At 61.5% G+C, this 21,596-nt stretch carries 21 protein-coding genes; 15 read left to right on the top strand and 6 right to left on the bottom strand.

All coding sequences use genetic code 11. The features are described 5' to 3' along the window. Positions 1 to 21 precede the first annotated feature (21 nt). On the bottom strand, positions 22 to 738 hold the full coding sequence (locus OCV80_RS00105; protein WP_021747878.1) for a GntR family transcriptional regulator: 717 nt from the start codon (positions 736 to 738) through the stop codon (positions 22 to 24). 239 nt (positions 739 to 977) lie between these two features. On the opposite strand from OCV80_RS00105, the gene OCV80_RS00100 reads away from it, so the two are divergent. From OCV80_RS00100 to OCV80_RS00070, 7 genes are all read left to right on the top strand, one after another. Beyond that, positions 978 to 2,390, top strand: coding sequence for a YgeY family selenium metabolism-linked hydrolase (locus OCV80_RS00100; RefSeq protein WP_036629531.1), 1,413 nt, complete (start codon positions 978 to 980; stop codon positions 2,388 to 2,390). A gap of 199 nt (positions 2,391 to 2,589) precedes the next feature. Beyond that, positions 2,590 to 3,780: a knotted carbamoyltransferase YgeW gene (ygeW, locus tag OCV80_RS00095; RefSeq protein WP_021747880.1), complete on the top strand. Its 1,191-nt coding sequence runs from the start codon at positions 2,590 to 2,592 to the stop codon at positions 3,778 to 3,780. Positions 3,781 to 3,885: 105 nt separating this feature from the next. Next, positions 3,886 to 4,821, top strand: a complete 936-nt coding sequence (arcC, locus tag OCV80_RS00090) for a carbamate kinase (RefSeq protein WP_267288133.1) — start codon at positions 3,886 to 3,888, stop codon at positions 4,819 to 4,821. Between the two features lie 265 nt (positions 4,822 to 5,086). Beyond that, a complete protein-coding gene (locus tag OCV80_RS00085) occupies positions 5,087 to 6,376 on the top strand; it encodes a BMP family ABC transporter substrate-binding protein (RefSeq protein WP_267288132.1) in 1,290 nt (429 codons plus the stop codon). Positions 6,377 to 6,554: 178 nt separating this feature from the next. Beyond that, the gene (locus OCV80_RS00080; RefSeq protein ID WP_333637354.1) at positions 6,555 to 8,132 is read left to right on the top strand and encodes an ABC transporter ATP-binding protein; all 1,578 of its coding nucleotides are present in this window, start codon (positions 6,555 to 6,557) and stop codon (positions 8,130 to 8,132) included. Then, on the top strand, positions 8,129 to 9,235 hold the full coding sequence (locus OCV80_RS00075) for an ABC transporter permease (RefSeq protein ID WP_267288131.1): 1,107 nt from the start codon (positions 8,129 to 8,131) through the stop codon (positions 9,233 to 9,235). Before OCV80_RS00080 ends, OCV80_RS00075 begins: the two co-directional genes overlap by 4 nt. Next, positions 9,232 to 10,221, top strand: a complete 990-nt coding sequence (locus OCV80_RS00070; RefSeq protein WP_267288130.1) for an ABC transporter permease — start codon at positions 9,232 to 9,234, stop codon at positions 10,219 to 10,221. The genes OCV80_RS00075 and OCV80_RS00070 overlap by 4 nt, the downstream gene beginning before the upstream one ends. Before the next feature lie 60 nt (positions 10,222 to 10,281). Here the strand turns inward: OCV80_RS00070 and folD are convergent, their stop codons facing one another. From folD to yfmF, 4 genes are read right to left on the bottom strand one after another with little or no spacing between them, the layout of a single operon-like run. Next, positions 10,282 to 11,127: a bifunctional methylenetetrahydrofolate dehydrogenase/methenyltetrahydrofolate cyclohydrolase FolD gene (gene folD, locus OCV80_RS00065; protein ID WP_267288129.1), complete on the bottom strand. Its 846-nt coding sequence runs from the start codon at positions 11,125 to 11,127 to the stop codon at positions 10,282 to 10,284. After that, positions 11,111 to 12,136 carry a prolipoprotein diacylglyceryl transferase gene (gene lgt / locus OCV80_RS00060; protein ID WP_119310820.1) on the bottom strand — a complete coding sequence of 342 codons (1,026 nt, stop codon included), beginning with the start codon at positions 12,134 to 12,136 and terminating at the stop codon, positions 11,111 to 11,113. Before lgt ends, folD begins: the two co-directional genes overlap by 17 nt. 31 nt (positions 12,137 to 12,167) lie before the next feature. Beyond that, positions 12,168 to 13,439: an EF-P 5-aminopentanol modification-associated protein YfmH gene (yfmH, locus tag OCV80_RS00055; protein ID WP_136891650.1), complete on the bottom strand. Its 1,272-nt coding sequence runs from the start codon at positions 13,437 to 13,439 to the stop codon at positions 12,168 to 12,170. Continuing rightward, positions 13,436 to 14,704 carry an EF-P 5-aminopentanol modification-associated protein YfmF gene (yfmF, locus tag OCV80_RS00050; protein WP_136891649.1) on the bottom strand — a complete coding sequence of 423 codons (1,269 nt, stop codon included), beginning with the start codon at positions 14,702 to 14,704 and terminating at the stop codon, positions 13,436 to 13,438. The genes yfmH and yfmF overlap by 4 nt, the downstream gene beginning before the upstream one ends. Before the next feature lie 136 nt (positions 14,705 to 14,840). Here yfmF and OCV80_RS00045 point away from each other — a divergent pair, with 136 nt between their 5' ends. Further along, the gene (locus OCV80_RS00045) at positions 14,841 to 15,239 is read left to right on the top strand and encodes a DUF2500 domain-containing protein (protein ID WP_021749084.1); all 399 of its coding nucleotides are present in this window, start codon (positions 14,841 to 14,843) and stop codon (positions 15,237 to 15,239) included. A gap of 45 nt (positions 15,240 to 15,284) precedes the next feature. Here the strand turns inward: OCV80_RS00045 and OCV80_RS00040 are convergent, their stop codons facing one another. Beyond that, positions 15,285 to 16,271, bottom strand: a complete 987-nt coding sequence (locus OCV80_RS00040) for a dipeptidase (protein WP_256264452.1) — start codon at positions 16,269 to 16,271, stop codon at positions 15,285 to 15,287. Positions 16,272 to 16,459: 188 nt separating this feature from the next. Here OCV80_RS00040 and ylxM point away from each other — a divergent pair, with 188 nt between their 5' ends. The 7 genes from ylxM to trmD all read left to right on the top strand — a co-directional run bounded on the left by ylxM (position 16,460) and on the right by trmD (position 21,433). After that, positions 16,460 to 16,825, top strand: a complete 366-nt coding sequence (ylxM, locus tag OCV80_RS00035; protein WP_036630187.1) for a YlxM family DNA-binding protein — start codon at positions 16,460 to 16,462, stop codon at positions 16,823 to 16,825. 4 nt (positions 16,826 to 16,829) lie between these two features. Beyond that, positions 16,830 to 18,197 (top strand): signal recognition particle protein, encoded by a 1,368-nt coding sequence (ffh, locus tag OCV80_RS00030; RefSeq protein WP_021749088.1) that lies wholly within the window; start codon positions 16,830 to 16,832, stop codon positions 18,195 to 18,197. A gap of 63 nt (positions 18,198 to 18,260) precedes the next feature. Then, entirely contained in the window at positions 18,261 to 18,503 is a 243-nt protein-coding gene (gene rpsP, locus OCV80_RS00025) for a 30S ribosomal protein S16 (RefSeq protein ID WP_025543830.1), read from the top strand. Positions 18,504 to 18,518: 15 nt separating this feature from the next. Next, entirely contained in the window at positions 18,519 to 18,749 is a 231-nt protein-coding gene (locus OCV80_RS00020; RefSeq protein ID WP_021749090.1) for a KH domain-containing protein, read from the top strand. Positions 18,750 to 18,934: 185 nt separating this feature from the next. Continuing rightward, entirely contained in the window at positions 18,935 to 20,056 is a 1,122-nt protein-coding gene (ytvI, locus tag OCV80_RS00015) for a sporulation integral membrane protein YtvI (protein WP_119310817.1), read from the top strand. A 92-nt stretch (positions 20,057 to 20,148) separates the two neighbouring features. Next, positions 20,149 to 20,655 carry a ribosome maturation factor RimM gene (rimM, locus tag OCV80_RS00010; protein ID WP_021749093.1) on the top strand — a complete coding sequence of 169 codons (507 nt, stop codon included), beginning with the start codon at positions 20,149 to 20,151 and terminating at the stop codon, positions 20,653 to 20,655. Beyond that, positions 20,645 to 21,433, top strand: coding sequence for a tRNA (guanosine(37)-N1)-methyltransferase TrmD (trmD, locus tag OCV80_RS00005; RefSeq protein ID WP_119310816.1), 789 nt, complete (start codon positions 20,645 to 20,647; stop codon positions 21,431 to 21,433). Before rimM ends, trmD begins: the two co-directional genes overlap by 11 nt. Positions 21,434 to 21,596: the final 163 nt, after the last annotated feature.

Below are 21,596 nucleotides of genomic sequence, written 5' to 3'. Positions count from 1 at the left end.
TCTGGCTTTTTCTTCCCATCTTTACTTTGTCAGAACATCCTGTCCGGATTCTGCGCCGGCTCCATGGATCATGCCCGCAACATCCCGCAGGCTATTTTCCATGGAGCAGAGCCAGTGACTCCGCATCAGCTCCTTCGCGCGGGCGCTGTCCCGGGCCTGGATGGTCTGAAGGATTTCCCCATGCTGGGAAACGGAAATCTTTCGCAGCCGGTCACAGTGGAAATAATGGTATTTGATCCGCTGGATATGGAGGATCATCGTGTGGGAAAATTCCTCCACATACTCGTTGTGTGCCCCGCGGACAATCGCGTCATGGAAGAGGTTGTCCTGCGTGATCGCATCGGTGCCGTCATTACGGCCGCAGGCATCCACAAAGGCGGCGTGAATCCGCTCCAGCTGCTCCAGTTCCCGGTCCGTGAGGCTGCCGCAGGCCAGCTCCGCCGCCAGTCCCTGCAGCTCCGCCAGCGTCCGGTAGCATTTTTCAATATCCGCAGGGTCAATATCCGCCACCACCGTAGCCCGGCCCGGCACCACATAGACGAGCTTCTGTCCCTCCAGGATCTGAATGGCCTCCCGCACCGGGGTCCGGCTGACATTGAATCGCTTCGCAAGCTCGGAATCAACGATCTTTTCTCCCGGCTTCAGCACACCCGTGATGATCCAGCTGCATACCACTTGATAAATGCTGCTCTTTGCGGAAACTCTCCGCAGGTTTTCCACGTTTTCCGGTATCGGCATAAGCTCTCCCCATCCCAAATCTGCTGTTCTTTTTACTCTACCATTATATATCACAAGCCCTTTGGTTTTGCAATCATTTCGGCCGGACGGCGCATTCCGCGCCGGAGATTCAAAAAAATTTTTAGGTTTTCTCATTTTTTGTTTGACATCCTGTTTTCTTATGCTATGATAGGGATAGGTAAGCCAATCCGTGATGTGGAAATGACGGGATTCCAAACATTGATATGGAGGTCAGCGATATGGATTTTGAAGCGATCAAAGCGGCGGCCCAAGGCTATCAGGCCGACATGACCCGGTTCCTGCGAGAGATGATCTCTCACCCCAGCGAGAGCTGTGAGGAGAAGGAGGTTGTCCACTGCATCAAGGCGGAGATGGAGAAGCTGGGCTATGACAAGGTGGAGATCGACGGCCTGGGCAACGTCATCGGCTGGATGGGCGACGGCGACAAGATCATCGCCTTCGACTCCCACATCGACACCGTGGGCATCGGCAACATCAACAACTGGGAGGCCGACCCCTATCAGGGCTATGAGGACGACGCCGTCATCTTCGGCCGGGGCGGCAGCGATCAGGAGGGCGGCATGGCCTCCGCCGTGTACGGCGCCAAGATCATGAAGGATCTGGGCCTGATCCCCGCCGGCTACAAGATCATGGTGGTGGGTTCCGTCCAGGAAGAGGACTGCGACGGCATGTGCTGGCAGTACATCGTCAACAAGGACTTCCAGGGTCAGGAGGACGCCCGCAGCAAGATCGAGTTCGTGGTGTCTACCGAACCCACCGACGGCGGCATCTACCGGGGCCACCGGGGCCGCATGGAGATCCGGGTGGACGTCAAGGGCGTCAGCTGCCACGGCAGCGCGCCGGAGCGGGGCGACAACGCCATCTACAAGATGGCCGACATCCTCCAGGATGTCCGGGCCCTGAACGAGAGCGGCGACGGCCCCTCCAACCGGGTGAAGGGTCTGGTGAAGATGCTGAATCCGGAATTCAATCCGGAGCACTACGAGGACGCCCAGTTCCTGGGCCGGGGCACCTGCACCGTCAGCCAGATCTTCTACACCTCTCCCTCCCGCTGCGCTGTGGCGGACAGCTGCGCCATCTCCATCGACCGGCGCATGACCGCCGGCGAGACCTGGGACTCCTGCCTGGAGGAGATCCGGCAGCTGCCCGCCGTCCAGAAGTACGGAGACGATGTGAAGGTCAGCATGTACATGTATGACCGGCCCGCCTGGACCGGCGAGGTCTATGAGACGGAGTGCTTCTTCCCCACCTGGATCAACAAGGAGAGCGCCGCCCATGTCCAGGCGCTGGTGGACGCTCACCATGCCCTGTGGGGCGACAAGCGCATCGGCCATGCCGACGCGGACCAGAAGCGGGACGCCATGCACCTGCGGGAGGGCCGTCCCCTCACCGACAAGTGGACCTTCTCCACCAACTGCGTGTCCATCCAGGGCCGATATGGCATCCCCTGCGTGGGCTTTGGCCCCGGCGCCGAGTCCCAGGCTCATGCCCCCAATGAGATCACCTGGAAGCAGGATCTGGTGACCTGTGCCGCCCTGTACGCCGCAGTACCCGGCCTGTACAAGCCCGAGAACAAGACCGCTGACGTCACCGAGTTCCGGCAGAGCCTCACGGATAACGATATCCGGTGAGCTTCGAAGGGGGGCTGGGTCAAGGCATTTTCGCCACGTACACGCCGCGGCGAAAATGATTCGATTTGCTTGATTTGCCGGAGGCAAATCAACTGGGAAAAACCTGGGTTTTTCCCTAGACCCTTTTCCTGGTTTTTCCTTTCGCTGCGGCGGAGCCGCCATACATCTACAATTTCACATATTACAAGGAGTGCTGAATATGTCCAAGACCATCGAGCTGGCCAAGCATCTGGAAAAGCTGCACATCAACAACATGTACAAGTCCGACTTCTACTGGACCTGGGACAAGACCGACGAGGAGCTGGAGGCCATCTTCACCGTGGCCGACGCCCTGCGGGACCTGCGGGAGCGGAACAAGTCCACCCGGATCTTTGACTCCGGCCTGGGCATCTCCATCTTCCGGGACAACTCCACCCGCACCCGGTTCTCCTTCGCCTCCGCCTGCAACCTGCTGGGTCTGACCGTCCAGGACCTGGACGAGAAGAAGAGCCAGATCGCCCACGGCGAGACCGTCCGCGAGACCGCCAACATGGTCTCCTTCATGGCCGACGTCATCGGTATCCGGGATGACATGTTCATCGGCGAGGGCCACAAGTACCAGAAGACCTTCATGGATGCCGTGAAGGAGGGCTACCGGGACGGCATTCTGGAACAGCAGCCCACCCTGGTGAACCTGCAGTGCGACGTGGACCACCCCACCCAGTGCATGGCGGACATGCTGCACATCATCCATGAGTTCGGCGGTGTGGAGAACCTGAAGGGCAAGAAGATCGCCATGACCTGGGCTTACTCCCCCAGCTACGGCAAGCCCCTGTCCGTGCCCCAGGGCGTCATCGGCCTGATGACCCGGTTCGGCATGGACGTGGTGCTGGCCCATCCCGAGGGCTATGATGTGATGCCCGAGGTGGAGGAGATCGCCAAGAAGAACGCGGCGGCCACCGGCGGCTCCTACAAGAAGGTCTCCACCATGGAGGAGGCCTTCGACGGCGCCGACATCGTCTATCCCAAGAGCTGGGCGCCCTTTGCCGCCATGGAGCAGCGGACCAAGCTGTATCAGGCCGGTGACCAGGCGGGTATCGACGCTCTGGAGAAGCAGCTGCTGGCCCAGAACGCCCAGCACAAGGACTGGACCTGCTCCGAAGAGATGATGAAGCGGACGAAGAACGGCAAGGCCCTGTACCTGCACTGCCTGCCCGCCGATATCACCGGCCTCAGCTGCCCGGAGGGCGAGGTGGACAACTCCGTGTTCGACCGGTACCTGGTGCCCCTGTACAAGGAGGCCAGCTACAAGCCCTACATCATCGCGGCCATGATCCTGATGAGCAAAGTGAAGGACCCGGTCTCCGCGCTGATGGCCCTGGACCAGGGCAGCAAGCGGAAGCTGTTCTGATCGTTCTAAAAATTTCAAGTTTTGGCGGGAATAGCGCGGGCGTTCCCGCCAAAACTATCTGATAGGTTCGACCACTATCATTTGTGAAGAAGGGATACACCAACTATGGGCAAACGTATCGTTATCGCCTTGGGCGGCAACGCCCTGGGCAACAACCTGCCGGAGCAGATGGTCGCTGTGAAGCACACCGCCAAGGCCATCGTGGACCTGATTCAGGAGGGCCATCAGGTGGTGGTGGCCCACGGCAACGGCCCCCAGGTAGGCATGATCAACATCGCCATGACCACCCTCTCCCGGGAGGATCACAGCCATCCCATCGCCCCCATGTCCGTCTGCACTGCCATGAGCCAGGGGTATATCGGCTATGACCTGCAGAACTCCCTGCGGGAGGAACTGCTGAACCGCGGCATCCAAAAGCCCGTGGCCACCGTCCTCACCCAGGTGGAGGTAGACCCGGCGGATCCGGCTTTCCAGAATCCCTCCAAGCCCATCGGTACCTTTATGACTGAGGAGGAGGCGGAGGAGATGCGCCGCCGGGGCAACTGCGTCATGGAGGACGCAGGCCGGGGCTGGCGCCGCTGCGTGGCCTCTCCCAAGCCCAAAGCCATTGTGGAGATCGAGACCATCCGTACGCTGATGGAGGCGGGCCATGTAGTCATTGGCTGCGGCGGAGGCGGTATCCCCGTCTACCGGACGGAGGGCAACCACCTGAAGGGCGCAGGCGCCGTCATCGACAAGGATTTCGCCTCCGAGCTGCTGGCGGAGAGCCTGGACGCGGACGCTCTCATCATCCTCACCGCCGTGGAGAAGGTGGCCATCAACTTCGGCAAGCCGGATCAGAAGTGGCTGGATCACCTGACGCCGGAGGAGGCCCGGCAGTACGAGGCGGAAGGCCAGTTCGCCCCCGGCTCCATGCTGCCCAAGGTCCAGGCTGCCGTGAAGTTCGCCGCGTCCAAGCCCGGCCGCACGGCCCTCATCACCCTGCTGGAGAAGGCCAAGGACGGCATCGCCGGAAAAACCGGCACCGCCGTCTCCATGTAAGATCCAAAAAAGGTCAATCTGTCAATTTTCTACAAGGAGAGCGAAAAAAACGCTCTCCTTGTTTGTCTTTTTCGTCTTATTATTGTGCACACCGCCAAAGGTCGACCTATTTAGGTCGGTATTTTTTTGGTCTATCCGCCTAAAAAAAGTAAAAATCCGGTTGAATTTTTCCGTTTGACCCTGTATGATGGCAATAGAGAGGGGAAACACCCCGCTTTGTCCCTTGCAGTGACCCACCCAATTTTATTTTAAGGAGGAAAGTAGAATGAAGAAGTTCCTTGCACTGCTGCTGACGCTGGTCATGGCGCTCAGCCTGGCGGCCTGCGGCGGCTCCGACGAGGAGAGCACCGACAGCCCCGCCGAAGACCCCGCCGCCAATGAGGAATCCAGCGGCAGCGCCGCGGATGTCAAGATCGGTTTGATCTGCGTCCACGACATCAACTCCGGTTATGACGCGGCCCATATCGAGGGCCTGACTGCCGCCTGTGAAGAGTTAGGTATTGATGCCAATTCTCAGGTTATTTTCCGCTACAACATCGCGGAGGATGAAAACTGCTATGACGCCGCCGTGGATCTGGCGGAAGAGGGCTGCAATATCATCTTCTCTGACTCCTATGGCCACCAGAGCTACATGCTGGATGCCGCCGAGGATTATCCCGACGTTACCTTCGTCTCCTGCACCGGCAACATGGCCGCCACCTCCGGTCTGGACAACTACAAGAACCTGTTCCCCTATACATATGAGTCCCGCTACGTCTCCGGCGTGGTGGCCGGCATGAAGCTGAAAGAGCTGATGGACGCCGGCACCGTCACCGATCCCAAGGTGGGCTATGTGGGTGCCTATCCCTATGCCGAGGTGGTTTGTGGCTACACCGCTTTCCTGCTGGGCATCCAGACCCAGGTTCCCGAGGCCTACATGGAGGTCCAGTACACCAACTCCTGGTATGATCCCGTGGCTGAGGGCGAGGCCGCCAATGCCTTGATGGCCCGCGGCTGCGTCATCATCGGCCAGCACGCCGACTCCACCGGTGCCCCCTCCGCCGTCCAGGCGCAGAAGGATGCCGGCTCTGTGGTCTACTCTGTGGGCTACAACATTGATATGCTGGAAGTGGCGCCCACCGCCGCTCTGACCTCTTCCCAGAACAACTGGTCCGTCCTGTACCGGGACACCCTGGAGAAGTTCATCGCCGGCGAGGAAGTGCCCGTGGACTATGCCGTGGGCATCAGTGAGGACGCTGTGATGATCTCCAAGCTGGGGCCTGAGTGCGCCGAGGGCACCCAGGAGGCCGTGGACGCCGCTTGGTCCAGCATCAAGGACGGCAGCCTGAAGGTGTTCGACACCTCCAAGTTCACCTGCCAGCCCGCTGCCGACGGGTCCTATCAGGTGGACGCCGACGGTCATGTGACATCTGCGTTCGGTCTGGACAGCGACGGCGACTTTGTCAACGACACCGGCGAGGCCATCGTGGACGGCGCCTTCCAGGAGTCCGTGCTGCGCTCCGCTCCGTACTTCTCCCTGCGGATCGACGGCATCACTGAGCTGAACAACAACTAAATATCCAACGAAAGGGGCTGCCCTTTGGCAGCCCCTTTCTCTCAAATCGCTCCATCCCCTCCGCGGCATCGGCCGCCGGGGTCTTTTTTCCCTTTTCTTTTCCCTCCGGAGGCCCGCGCCGCAGGCATGTGCCTGCGGCCATGGCGCGGAACCGACACTAAAAGAAAGGATGATCTGTTTGGAACATACCACTGCCATTGAACTGCGGCACATCACAAAGCGGTTCGGCAAGGTGGTTGCCAACGACGATATCTCCCTGGAGATCAGGCGGGGCGAAATCCTCTCCCTGCTGGGGGAGAACGGCAGCGGCAAGACCACGCTGATGAATATGCTGGCCGGCATCTACTTCCCGGACGAAGGGAAGATCCTGGTGAACGGCGAGCCCACCACCATTGCCTCCCCCAAGGACGCCTTTGCCTGCGGCATCGGCATGATCCACCAGCACTTCAAGCTGGTGGACGTGTTCTCCGCAGCGGAAAACATCGTCCTGGGGCTGGACGGAGAGCGCAAGCTGGATCTGAAGGCCGCCTCCGCCAAAATCCTGGAGATCAGTGAGAAATATGGTTTTTCCATTGATCCCAACAAGAAGATCTACGACATGTCCGTGTCGGAGAAGCAGACGGTGGAGATCATCAAGGTCCTCTACCGGGGCGCAGACATCCTGATCCTGGATGAGCCCACCGCCGTGCTGACCCCCCAGGAGACGGACCGGCTCTTCGATGTCATGCGGAATATGAAGGCAGACGGCAAGGCCCTGGTCATCATCACCCACAAGCTCCACGAGGTCATGGACGTGTCCGACCGGGTGGCGGTGCTCCGCAAGGGCCGCTATATCGGGGACGTGGCCACCTGCGACACTTCTCCCCAGAAGCTGACGGACATGATGGTGGGCCATGCGGTAACGCTGAACATCGACCGTCCCCTGGTGGAGGACCGCAACCTGCGGCTGGAGGTGAAGGATCTGACGGTCCTGACTCCCGACAGCATCAAGGCTCTGGACCATGTCTCCTTCGACGCCTACGGCGGGGAGATTCTGGGCATTGCCGGCATCTCCGGCAGCGGCCAGAAGGAACTGCTGGAGGCCATCGCCGGCCTGCGGGTTACCCAGCCCGGGTCCCACGTCATCTATCATCCCCCCGCCCCCGACGAACCCATCGCCGGTCAGCATGTGCCGGTGGACAAGGGCGGTGAGGAGCTGCTGGGCAAGAATCCCCGGCAGATCCACGACATCGGCGTGTCCATGGCCTTTGTGCCGGAGGACCGGCTAGGCATGGGACTGGTGGGTTCCATGGGCATGGCGGACAACATGATGCTCAAGACCTACCGTTCCGGCCGGGGACCCCTGCTGGACCGCAAGCCGCCCCGCCAGCTGGCGGAGCGGGTGAAGGAGGAACTGGATGTGCTGACCCCCAGCATCAACACGCCGGTCCGCCGGCTCTCCGGCGGCAACGTGCAGAAGGTGCTGGTGGGACGTGAGATCGCCCAGAATCCCTCGGTGTTGATGACCGCCTACGCGGTGCGGGGCCTGGACATCAACACCTCCTACACCATCTACAACCTGCTGACGGCGCAGAAGCTGAAAGGCGTGGCCGTCATCTATGTGGGCGAGGACCTGGACGTGCTGCTGGAGCTGTGCGACCGGATCCTGGTGCTCTGCGGCGGCCAGGTCAGCGGTATTGTGGACGGCCGCACCACCACCAAAGAGGAAGTGGGCCTGCTGATGACCCGCTTTGTAAAGGAGGCGAAGGAGGCATGACACAGGGTAAGACCCACAGGGAGCCTCTGCTCCGCATCGCCAAGCGGGACGGCATCGCCCGCCCCAAGGCATGGGCCATCCGGATCATCGCGGTGCTGCTGTCCCTGGTCGTGAGCGGCATCTTCATCTTCGCCGTCACCAAGCTGAACCCCTTCCAGGTGTACGAGGGCATCTTTGACGGCGCCTTCGGCACCCCCCGGCGCAGCTGGGTTACTGTCCGGGACGCCATGATGCTGCTGTGCATCGGCGTGGGGCTGGCCCCCGCCTTCAAGATGCGCTTCTGGAACATCGGCGCCGAGGGACAGATCCTCATCGGCGGCATCGTCACCGCCGGGTTTATGCGGGCCTTCGGCGGCGATATCTCCACCCCCCTGCTGCTGGTCATCATGGCGGTGGTCAGCCTGCTGGCTGGTGCGGCGTGGGGCATGGTGCCCGCCACCTTCAAGGCTGTGTGGAACACCAATGAAACGCTGTTCACCCTGATGATGAACTACGTGGCCATCCAGCTCACCAGCTACTTTGTGGCCCTGTGGGAAAATCCCGTGGGCTCCAATACCGTGGGCGTCATCAACCAGCGGACCAAGGACGGCTGGTTCCCGGAGCTGTTCGGCCAGGAATACGGCCTGAATGTTGTCCTGGTGCTGCTGCTGACGGTGGGGATGTTCCTGTACCTGAAATATTCCAAGCAGGGATATGAGATCTCCGTGGTGGGCGACAGTGAGAACACCGCCCGGTACGCCGGCATCAACGTGAAGAAGGTCACCATCCGCACCATGGCTATCTCCGGCGCCATCTGCGGTCTGGCAGGCTTCATCGCCGTGGCCGGCGCCAGCCACACCATCTCCACCTCCACCGCCGGCGGACGTGGCTTCACCGCCATCATCGTGGCTTGGCTGGCTCAGTTCAACACCTTTGTGATGATCCTGATCTCCTTCCTGCTGGTGTTTCTGCAGAAGGGCGCCATTCAGATCGCCTCCCAGTTCAACCTGAATGACTACGCCTCCAATATCATTACGGGCATCATCCTGTTCTTCATTCTGGGCAGCGAATTTTTCATCAACTACCGCATCATCCTGCGGAGCGGAAAGGAGGGGGCCAAATGAGCGTCGACCAAATTGTTCAGCTGATTCAGTCTGCTATCCAGTTCGGCACCGTCATTCTGTTCGGCGCCATGGGCGAGATCCTGACAGAGAAATCCGGCAACCTGAACCTGGGCGTCCCCGGGATCATGTATCTGGGCGGTATTGCGGGACTGGCGGCCTCCTTCTTCTATGAGTTCAACAATCCCGATCCCTCCGGTTTCGTGTGTCTGGTGATCTCTCTGCTGGCGGCGTTCGCCGCCTCCGCCCTGGGCGGTCTGCTGTACAGTTTCCTGACCATCACCCTCCGGGCCAACCAGAACGTCACCGGTCTGACGCTGACCATCTTCGGCGGCGGTGTGGCCAACTTCTTCGGCGGCACCCTGAACTCCATGGCCGGCGGCGTGGGCCAGATCTCCGTAGCCGCCACCAGCGCCGTGTACCGGGCCACCATCCCCGGCCTGTCGGACCTGGGGCTTCCTGGGCGGCTGCTGTTCAGCTATGGCTTCATGGTATATCTGGCCATTGTGCTGGCCGTGGTGCTGCAGCTGTTCCTCAACCGCACCCGGCCGGGCCTGAACCTGCGGTCCGTGGGTGAGAATCCTGCCACGGCCGATGCGGCGGGCATCAACGTCTCCCGCAACAAGTACCTGGCCACCTGCGTGGGCGCCGGTGTCTCCGGTCTCGGCGGCCTGTACTACACCATGGACTACATCAAGGGCACCTGGGCCAACGACGGCACCATCGAGTCCCTGGGCTGGCTGGCCGTGGCGCTGGTGATCTTCGCCACCTGGCGGACAGTCAACGCTATCTGGGGCTCCTACCTGTTCGGCCTGCTGTTCTGGGTGTACCTCATCATCCCCGGCCTGGGCCGGCGGGACACGTACCTCTTCAACATGCTGCCGTATCTCGTGACCATCGCGGTGCTGATTTTTGTCTCCCTGCGGAACAAGAAGGAGAATCAGCCCCCCGCCAGCCTGGGTCTGGCGTATTTCCGGGAGGAACGGTAGCTTCTCCCCATACAAATCAAGAGCGCCGCGGCTTTTGGCCGCGGCGCTCTTTTCGTCTGTTCACTTCTCCGCCTGGTGGTTCCGGGCTGCGGTGAGGATATTGCGCATCAGCATGGCCCGGGTCATGGGCCCCACGCCGCCGGGCACCGGAGTGATGTAGGATGCCTTGGGTTCTACCGCGGCGAAGTCTACATCGCCGCAGAGCCTGCCCTCGCTGTTCCGGTTCATGGCCACGTCGATGACCACGGCCCCTTCCTTCACCATATCCGGTGTGACAAGACCCACCCGGCCCACAGCGGACACCAGGATGTCCGCCTCCCGGGTGATGGCCGCCAGTCCCGGCGTCTTGGAGTGGCAGACCGTCACGGTGCCGTCCTGCTGGAGCAGCAGCATGGCCATGGGCTTGCCCACGATATTGCTGCGGCCCAGCACCACGCACCGCCTGCCCCGGACGGGGATGCCGTATTCCCGCAGCATCTCCATGACGCCGGCAGGGGTGCATGGCAGAAACACCGGATCACCGATCATCAGGCGGCCCACGTTATAGGGGTGGAAGCAATCCACGTCCTTGTCCCGGGCGATGGCGTTCAGCACCGCCTCCTCGTCCAGATGCCCGGGCAAAGGAAGCTGGCACAGGATGCCGTCCACCTGCGGGTCGCGGTTGAGCTCCTGGATCAGGTCCAGCAGCGTCTCCTGTGTGGTGTCCTCCGGCAGGGCGTGCTCAAAGCTCAAAAAACCGCACTCGGCGCAGTCCTTTTCCTTCCCGGTCACATAGACCCGGGAGGCGGGGTCATTCCCCACCAGGATCACCGCAAGGCCCGGCCGCCGGTACAGGGACTTCGCTGCCTCTGCCGTCTGCGCCTTGACCTTGGCCGCCAGCGCCTTGCCGTCAATGCGTGTTGCCATCAGTCTCTCCCCCTTCCCCGTTTTGGGTCTCCGGCGGCTGGGGGAGCTCCGGCTCCTCCTGTCCGGCAGGGACACTCTCTCCCGCTTCCGCCGTGGAAATATCCGCCTCTGCCGTCCCCTCGGCGGCTTCCGCCGCCACCTGATTCACCAGCAACTCATCCCGCGAGTGCTTTTTGATCTTGATGTTGTAGAACAGCATCACCGCGGCGGTGACTGCCAGAAGCAGACTCAGCGCCTGAGACACCCGGATGGGCTGCCCCAGGAACGTCCAGTTAAAGAGATACAGGCTGTCCGTCCGCAGCCCCTCGATCCAGAACCGGCCCAGGCCGTACCACAGGAAGTAGAACCAGGTGTTCTCCCCATCGAACCGGCGGGCTTTGGAGACCACGAGCAGGATCAGCAGAAGCCCGATCAGATTCCACAGGCTCTCATAGAAAAACGTGGGATGGACCTCGATATACTCCGTGGCGCTGGTCCACAGGCGCATCCGCCAGGGCAGCGTGGTCTCGGCGCCGAAGGCCTCCCGATTGATGAAGTTGGCCCAGCGGCCGATGCACTGGCCCAGCAGCAGGCCCATCACCGCCAGGTCCGTCATGGCGCCCATCTTGATCTTCTTGTGCCGGGTGTAGAAAAATGCCACGATGGCCCCGGCAATCACCGCGCCGTAGATGGCTAGGCCGCCGTCCCAGACCGCCACCATCTCGCCCCAGTTTAAGCTGCCATCGGCGTTGCGGTAGAGGTCCAGATAGAAGATCACATAGTAAAGGCGGGCGCCGATGATGCAGCTGGGCACCGCCCACAGCACCATATCCAGCACATTGTCCTCTGTCAGGCCGTAGCGCTTGGCCTGCTTCATGCACAGCACCAGGCCCGCCAGCAGGCCGATGGCCAAAATGATGCCGTACCAGTAGATCCCATGGCCGATATGGACGGCGATAGGGTCGGGATTGAAGGACCAGTCCCCGAACAGGCCGGGAAAGCTGATGGGCATATCCTGTAATGCTCTCAAATGGGGTTCCCCCTCTTTCTCTGTCTTGGATTCAGTTCTCCCTAGGCACGATCTCGCTGAGCACAGCCCGCTCCGCGGTCAGATTGCGGCGCAGGAAGGCGGCCACGTCCTCTTTGGTGATGGAGTCGAACACCTGGGGGAAGCGGAAGGGATCATAGCCGTGGAAATACCCCTCCGTCAGGGTCACGGCGATGTTCTCAAAGGAGTTCAGCCCCCGGAGGTTGGAGCCGAAGGACGCCCGGCGCACCCGCTGGTAATAGTCCTCGTCGATGCCCTCCGCTGCCAGGCGCTCCGCCTCCCTCTGGATCTCAGCGGCGGCCCGGCGGGCGTCCTTGCTGTCGCCGCCGGCATAGAGGTATGCCACGCCCGGCATCATCTCAAAGGCGCCGCCGAAGCTGGTGTTGATGACCCCCTCCTCATAGAGCCGCTGGTACAGGTGGCTGGAATCCCCCAGCAGGATGTCGCAGGCCATGTCTCCCAGAACGGCGGTACGGAGGTAGTCCTCCCCGTCCGCCGCCGGGGCGCACTTGTAGGCCGTCAGGAACTGAGGGGCAGAGACCTCCATGGCCATGCGGGTCTCCTTTGCCGCCACCTGGGCGGGTTCCTGGCCGTAGTCCCGGGGGATCGCAGGCCCGCCCTCCCGGGGTAGGATCCGCCGGGCCAGGTCCGCCACATGGACCGGATCCACGTTGCCCACCACTGTCAAAATCATGTTGGAGGGGGTGTAGAATGCCTTGTGGCAGTCGTACAGCGTCTCCGCTGTGATGTGGGAGATACTCTCCACCGTCCCGGCGATAGAGGTGCGGGCAGTGCTCTTCTGGTACAGGGCCTGCATCATCCGGGTGTAGAGCTGCCAGTCGGGGTTGTCCTCGATCATGCGGATCTCCTGGCCGATGATGCCCTGCTCCTTGGCCACGCTCTCCTCCGTGAAATAGGGGATAGAGACGAAGGACAGCAGGATCTCCAGATTCTCCTCAAAGTGCTCCGTGGAGTCGAAGTAGTAGCCGGTCATGGCGTTGGAGGTGAAGGCATTGGGCTCCGCGCCGTTTTTCGCCAGCTCCTGGAGGGCGTTACCCTCCTTGGTGTCGAACATCTTGTGCTCCAGATAGTGGGCGATGCCCGCCGGTGTGTCCAGCCACTTACCGTCCAGACAGAAGCGGGTGTCCATCCCGCCGTACCGGGTGGCAAAGAAGGCGTACTTCTTGGCGTGCTCCGGCTTGGGGACCACGCAGACCTGCAATCCGTTGGGCAGCACCTCCCGGTAGACGGACTCGCCGATCCGCTCGTAAAACGTCTGCTTCATTCCGCAGTCTCCTTTCCCTTCAGGAAGTACACCGTATCCAGAGAGGCGGTCTGCATGGCGTCAAAGATGCGTTCCGCCGTCACGTGCCGCACCTGCTCCGCCAGCAGCTCCGGCGTGTCCTCCTGTCCGGTGGCCGCCTGGCCCAGGTAGAAGTTCTCCAGCTTCCCCTGGGAATCTCCCATGGAGGCGTAGGCATTCAGCAGCGTACTGCGGGCGCCCTCCAGCTCCCAGTCCTCCAGGCGGCCAGCCTGCACGGCGGCCAGCTGGGCCATGATCTCGTCATAGGCCTTCTGGTAGTTCTGGAACTCAATGCCGGAGGAGACGGTGATGAGCCGCTTCTGCCGGTGGTAGGCGGACGAGGCGTAGTAGCACAGGGACAGCTTCTCCCGCACGTTCAAAAACAGCTTGGAGTTGCTGCTGCCGCCAAACAGGGTATTGCCCATCAGCGCGGCGGCGTAGTCGTCGCTGCCGCAGGCAAAGCCCATACCCAGCTTGCCCTGAGTCACGTCCATGGCCTCCTCCACCCGCTTCACCTCGGTCCGGGCCGGATGGGGCGTGGACGGAGCGATGTCCCGGATCCCATCCCTGGGCAGCGTGGCGAAAGCTGCGGCCAACGCCTCCCGTACCCGCTCCAGGGATGCGCTGCCGCAGTAGAACAGCTCCAGCCTGGCGGTGGCAAGCAGCTCTCCGTACAGGGCGTGGAGCTTTGGCATCTGCAGCTTCTCCGCACCCGCCTCGTCGCCCAGGCGGCTGATGCCGTAGGGCTCCCCGTCGCACATCTCCCGCAGCAATCGGGCGTAGGCATACTCCCGCTTGTCATTCACCTGGCTGCGGATGGCGTCAATCAGGTTGGTCTTCTCCCCCTCAAAATAAGCGGTCACAAAGCGGCCCCGCTCGGTCACGGGATCGCACAGCAGCTCTCCCAACAGCTCCGCCACCGGCTCCAGCAGCTGTTCCCCACCGGGGATGTAGCTGTCGTCGATAAAGCTGGCCACGAAGCCTACGCACTGATTCTCGCCCTGCTTGCGGACGGTGTAGTCCACAGAGGCACCGTACAGCCGGTCCAGCCGGGCGGACAACGCCCCCAGGTCGGGATAGCGCACCGTGCCCCGGCGCAGGATGGCCGGCAGCAGCGCATAAGCGGAGGCAGTCTCCTGCTGCAGCGGGGTGACGAACTGGGCGGAGAGCAGGCTGGTCTTGAACTTTCTGGCCGGCAGATAGGTGAGATACACCCCGTCGGCCAGTTGGATTCTGGTTCTTTCCAAGGTCTCAACTCCTCTTCTGTGGAATACAACATGGGATTATTATAGTATATCTCTTCCCATAATTCAAATTCTTTCTTGCCGACTTATGCGGTATCTGGTAAAATCAGTCTCAACAAGAGGAAAAGGTGGGATCTTCATGACCACGCCCGGCTTTGGCGGCATGGGGCTTTTAGACTCCTTTATGTTCGGCGGCGGATTCGAAATTTTGTTCTTTCTGATCTTCGCCCTGGTGCTCTGTCTCTTCATTGTGATGATCGTCCGGGGTGTCAGCCAGTGGCACCGGAACAACAACTCCCCCCGGTTGACGGTGGAGGCCACTGTGGTGGCCAAGCGGATCGATGTCTCCCACCATCACCACGGAGGCGAGACCCATCACATGACCACCTCCACCCGGTACTATGTCACCTTTCAGGTGGAGAGCGGTGACCGGATGGAGTTCTCCGTCAGTGGCCGGGAGTATGGTCTCCTGGTGGAAGGGGACACGGGCCGCCTGACCTTTCAGGGCACCCGCTATCTAGGCTTCACACAGCCGTGATGCAGAAAATCAGACAGCTGCTCCGATGGGGAGCAGCTGTCTTTCTCATTGCGGCGGCAGGTCTGGCCCCGCCAGAACCCGCAGAAAATTGCCCCGGGCGACCATTTCCAGCTCCTGCCGGTTCATCCCCAGCTTTTCCAGCCAGTAGAAGAGGTTCCGGATGTGGGCGGCGCTTTCCAGGCCCTCTGCCCCCTCGTTTCCAGGGCCCATAAACTCGCAGAAGTCGAAGCCGCAGCCCACATGCTCCACCCCCATGACCTCCGCCATGTGGACGGCGTGGAGGGCCAGGGTCCTGGCGGTCTGCTGCCGGGGCTCGGCGTGGACAAAGCCGTGGAAGGCGTTCAGCCCCACCACGCCGCCGGTGTCCCGGATGCGGCGCAGCTGGTCGTCGGACAGGTTCCGGCGCACATCGCACAGGGCACGGCAGTTGGAGTGGGATGCGATCACCGGCCCGGCGGCCAGGTCCATCACGTCCCAGAAGCCGCCGTCGTTCAGATGGGACACGTCCACCACCATCCCCAGTTCTCCCATCCGGCGCACCGCCCGGCGTCCCGCCTCCGTCAGCCCCGCCTGAGGATCGCCTCCGGCTCCGGCGGCCAGGGCATTGGTCTCGTTCCAGGTGAGCATCCCCAGCCGGGCGCCCTGGCCGTAGTACCAGTCCACGCCGGCGGGGTTCCCGCCGATGGCCGCCATGCCCTCCACCGCCAGGAAGGCGTAGATTTGGCCCGCTGCCCGGGCAGCCTCTGCCTCCGCTGCGGTGTGGACCGGGCGGATTTGCGGACATTCCGCCAGGTCTGCCCGGGCACAGGCAAATATCTGATGGGTGCGGCCCAAATTGGATGCAGGATCCTTCCAGGCGGTGTCCTTCCAGAACGTCTCTCGGGGACCGCTGGCCCAGACGGCCAGCACCAGCCCCTCCACGCCGCCCCGCCGCAGCCGGTCCAGATGGTGGTGCTCCAGCACCCGCCGCTCCCCCAGCAGGCGCCGCCGGGTCACATCGTACAGCAGATCCGAATGCGCGTCGAATACCATAAACTCCCTCCGTTCTGTTCAGTCCCTCTCAGTCTATGCCGCAAACGCGGATTTGGCAAGCCGTTCCGGTCTGCCGGAGGGGAATTTTTTCCGGATTTCTTTCGTTTTTCCCCTTGACTTTTCCGGCAAAATCCTGTAAACTATTTCTCGTTGTAAAGGAATACAGCTTTACAGAAATGAGGGAGTTCATGAAAAATCAGACATACCGCATGACCATGCTCTTCGATTTTTACGGCGAACTCCTCACCGAGCGGCAGAAGGAATTCTTTGACCTCTATTACAATGAGGACCTGTCTCTGGCTGAGATCGCGGAAAACGCCGGCATCTCCCGCCAGGGCGTCCGGGACGTGATCGTCCGGGCGGAGGGCGTCATGCAGGAGGTGGAGGACAAGACCGGCCTGATCCGGCGCTTCGAGCAGATGCGGGGCCATTTGCAGGCCATCGAGGATGCAGCCGCCGAGCTGAAGACCATCAACTACCGCCAGTATGAGGACCCCCGTCTGACTGAGCTGGCGGAATTGATTCACGCGGAAGCCACCGCTTTGAAGGAATGATCGCATGGCATTTGAAGGGCTCACCGAAAAACTGAACGCAACATTCAAGAAGCTGCGGGGCAAGGGCCGCCTGACAGAGAACGACGTCCGGGAGGCCATGCGGGAAGTCCGTCTGGCCCTGCTGGAGGCCGACGTAGGCTATAAGGTGGTCAAGGACTTCGTGGCTACCGTGACAGAGCGGGCTGTGGGGTCCGACGTGTTGGACAGCCTCACGCCCGCCCAGCAGGTCATCAAGATCGTCAACGAAGAGCTGACAAAGCTCATGGGCGGCGGCACCGCCCGGCTCTCCATGGCCAACAGCGGTCCCACCGTTGTGATGATGGTGGGCCTGCAGGGCGCCGGCAAGACCACCACCACCGCCAAGCTAGCGGGGCTGATGCGCCGCCAGCTTGGCAAGCGGCCCCTGCTGGCCGCCTGCGACGTGTACCGTCCCGCCGCCATCGAGCAATTGAAGGTGGTGGGTGGCCAGCTGGACCTGCCGGTATTCGAGCAGGGTCAGGGTGACCCGGTGCAGATTGCAGAGAATGCAATCCGCCATGCCCGGGACCACGGCAGTGATATGGTCTTCCTGGACACCGCCGGCCGGCTCCATGTGGATGAGTCCCTGATGGATGAGCTGAAGCGGATGAAGGCTGCCGTCCATCCCAATGAGATCCTGCTGGTGGTGGATGCCATGACCGGCCAGGATGCGGTGAACGCCGCCACTGCCTTTGACGAGGCGCTGGGCATCGACGGCGTGGTGCTGACCAAGCTGGACGGCGACGCCCGTGGCGGCGCTGCTCTCTCTATTCGGGCCTCCACCGGCAAGCCCATCAAGTTCGTGGGTACCGGCGAGAAGCTGGATATGATCGAGCCCTTCCATCCGGACCGGATGGCATCCCGCATTTTGGGTATGGGCGATATGCTGTCCTTCATCGAAAAGGCCCAGCAGACCTACGACGAAAATCAGGCCGCCAAGCTGGAGGAAAAGCTCCGGAAAAACCGCCTGACGCTGCAGGATTACTACGAACAACTCCAGCAGCTGCGGAATATGGGTGACCTGAGCCAGATCGCCAGCATGATGCCCGGTGCTCTGGGCCGCCAGATGGCCGGTGCCACCATCGATGACAAGGCCCTGGCCCACACGGAGGCCATCATCCTCTCCATGACCCCGCTGGAGCGGGAGAATCCCCAGATCCTGAACGCCAGCCGGAAAAAGCGCATCGCTGCCGGCTGCGGCCTGGAGGTGGTGGATGTGAACCGGCTGCTGAAGCAGTTCGATATGATGCAGCAGCTGACCAAGCAGATGACCCGGGGACGGCTTTCCAAAATGGGAGGCGGCGGCCTGGGCAGCCGGATGCACGGCTTCGGTCGCAAGAAGCGGCTGAAATAAAGTGGATATAAGTGCTATGCATTTATAGATAAAAAATTTCGAGTTTACTGTTGGAGGTAACAAATTATGGTGAAAATCAGACTGCGCCGCCTTGGCGCCAAGAAGGCTCCTTTCTACCGCGTTGTGGTAGCGGACTCCCGTTTCCCCCGGGACGGCCGCTTCATCGAGGAGATCGGCACTTACAACCCCTGCGTCTCCCCTGCTGAGATCAAGATCGACACGGAGCGCGCCCAGGCCTGGATCAAGTCCGGCGCCCAGCCCACCGACACCGTCAGAGCTCTGCTGAAAAAAGTAGAAGTCCTCTGATCCGGAGGATCGGGCATGAAAGAGTTGCTGCTCTACATCGCCAGAAACCTTGTGGATGATCCGGAGGCCGTCTCTGTCACTGAGGTGGAGGGTCCCCAGGAGCTGACGCTGGAGCTGCGCGTCGCCCCCGACGACATGGGAAAGGTCATCGGCCGGCAGGGCCGCATCGCCAAGGAGATCCGGACTGTCATCCGGTCCTATGCCCAGCGCACCGGCCAGAAGGTTTCCGTAGATATTGTAGATTGAACCGATCATCCGGCGGGCCGCTTCCGCCAGATCCGAAAGGAGGAGGCCAGGCCTCCTCCTTTTTCGATCATTTCGCTGCCGCTGTCCGGGCTGCGGCCCCGCCGCTTCGGCCAGCCCGTTCCACTGCTTACTTGTACTACACCGCAAGCGTCAGGTGACGCTGCCTGTGGGATTGGAGGCTTTTGGTGTCCACAGAAAAAAAGAAAAAATTCATCATTGATGTGACCTATCTAGCGCTGATTCTGGTGCTGAGTTATCTGTTGCTGCAGTATGCGCTGCCGCTACTGCTGCCGTTCGTCTTGGCGTTTCTGATCGCCTATGTTCTGCGCCGCCCCATCCGCTTCCTCTCCCGGGTGCTCCACGCGCCCAAGGGGTTGGTGGCGGTACTGCTGGTGGTCCTCACATACGGCACCATCGGCCTGCTGCTGGCGCTGGCGGGAATCCGGATCACGGCCACTATCACATCTGTGGTGCAGCAGATTCCCTCGCTCTATTCCGCCTATATTCTCCCGGAGCTCACTGACTTTTTCGCCTGGCTGGAGGAGCTGCTGGCCAAGCTGGACCCCTCCCTCATGTCCGCGTTGCAGGAGCTGCAGTCCCAGCTGCTCAATATGCTGTGGCAGTTGGTCTCCAGTCTCTCCGTCGTATTGGTGGGCGGTGTGTCCATGGCCACCTCTTTCGCCACCTCCCTGCCCGGCTTCCTGATCCGGCTGCTGCTGATGGTGATTTCCACATTCTTCATCGCCGTCGACTACCAGAAGATCGTGCGGTTTTGCCTGGGCTGCCTCCAGGGGAGCACCCGGAATCTGGTACTCCAGGTCAAGGCGTATGTGGTGGGAACGCTGTTCGTCTGCATCCGCTCCTACGCCCTCATCATGTCCATCACCTTTGTGGAACTATCCGTCGGTCTGACCCTCATCGGCGTGAACCGTGCGATTCTGGTGGCGCTGCTGATCGCTATTTTCGACATTCTCCCCGTTCTGGGCACCGGAGGTATCATGATCCCCTGGGTCATTCTCTCCGCGCTGGGCGGAGATCTTCCCCACGCCTTCGCACTGCTGGTTCTGTACGTCATCATCACCGTCATCCGCAACATCATCGAGCCCCGGATCGTGGGGGCACAGATCGGCCTGCATCCTGTGCTGACACTGATGAGCATGTTTGTGGGCAACCACCTGTTTGGCATCGTGGGCCTGTTCGGCCTGCCCATCCTGCTGTCCCTGCTGCGCTATCTCAACGACAACGGGACCATCTCTCTGTTCCCCGCCTCCGCCCTGGGAAGGGCGGACACAGAAACAAGCCAATAAACGTTGTCAGGCAGGAGGGTACGGGGCCCGCCTGCCTCCTGTCCGGGTCGGAGACGGCCCGGCGTGCCATCACTTCCCAAAGGAGCGCTCCTATGAGATTGGAAACCATCAAAATCGGCCGCATCGTCAACGCCCACGGCATCCGGGGCGAGGTGCGGGTACAGCCGGACGGCCAGGACCCTGCCTTCCTGACCCAGTTCCAGACGTTCTATTTGGACGGGGCCCCCGTCACCCCCACCGCCAACCACGTCCACAAGTCCCTGGTGCTGATGAAGTTCCCCGGCGTGGATGATATGAACGCGGCCCTGGCCCTGAAGGGTAAGAACCTGTATATCCGCCGGGCAGACGCCAAGCTGCCGGAGGGCGCCTGCTTTGATGCGGAGCTGCTGGGCATGACCGTCTGTGACGCCGCCACCGGCGAGACGCTGGGCGAGATCACCCGGGTGGACTCCTATCCCGCTCACAAGGTCTACACGGTCAGGGGAGCGCGGGAGTATCTGATCCCCGCCGTGCCGGATGTGTTTATCAAATCGGTGGACCTGGACGCCAACCGGATGGAGGTCCAGGTTTGGGAAGGGATGGCCACGGATGAGAATTGACATCATGACGCTGTTCCCAGACTCAGTGGACGCCATGCTGAACGTGAGCATCCTGGGCCGGGCCCAGCAGCGAGGCTATATCTCCATCCAGAGCCACCAGATCCGCCAATACACCACCAACAGGCAGATGCAGGTGGACGACTATCCCTACGGCGGCGGCCGGGGCGCTGTCATGCAGGCAGATCCCCTGTACCGCTGCTGGAGCCACATCGTGGAGACCTACGGCCCCGGACGGACGATCTTCCTCTCCCCCTGCGGCCGCACCTTCACCCAGGAAGTTGCCAAGGAGCTGAAAGCGCGATATGACCACTTGATCCTGGTCTGCGGCCACTATGAGGGTGTGGACCAGCGGTTCCTGGACGAGTGTGTGGACGAGGAGATCAGCATGGGGGACTTCGTCCTCACCGGTGGAGAGATCCCCGCCATGGCGGTGGCGGACGCGGTGTGCCGCATGGTGCCCGGCGTTCTGCCGGATGCGGAGTGCTTTGAGGAGGAATCCCACTGGAACGGGCTGCTGGAATATCCCCAATACTCCCGCCCGGCTGAATGGCACGGTCGAGCAGTGCCGGAGATCCTGCTCTCCGGTGACCACGGTAAGGTGGCTGCCTGGCGGAAAAAGCAGAGCTACAAGCGCACTATGGAACGGCGGCCGGACCTGTTCGCCAAATTCGATAAATCCCAACTCACCACCAAGGCAGACAAAAAGATCCTGGCGGAGGCTGAGGCGGAGTTTGTCGCAGAGCATCCGGATTGTGCCGCCGAGCGCGCAGAGTCCTGAACTGCCGGTATCCCCCATAGGTGTTCAAACAGAACAGAGCCGCACGGGCTTTGCCCGTGCGGCTCTTGGCTTTTATTCGCTTACTTCGCAGCCTTGGCGGCCTTGATGGCCTCGATCAGCATGGGGGTGACCTTGAACAGGTCGCCGCAGATGCCGTAGTCGG

The sequence above is a fragment of the Oscillibacter acetigenes genome (assembly GCF_025567605.1).
Classification (GTDB): domain Bacteria; phylum Bacillota; class Clostridia; order Oscillospirales; family Oscillospiraceae; genus Oscillibacter; species Oscillibacter welbionis.
Note: the sequence above shows the minus strand (reverse complement) of the source record. Positions and strands in the feature narration are given on the sequence as shown.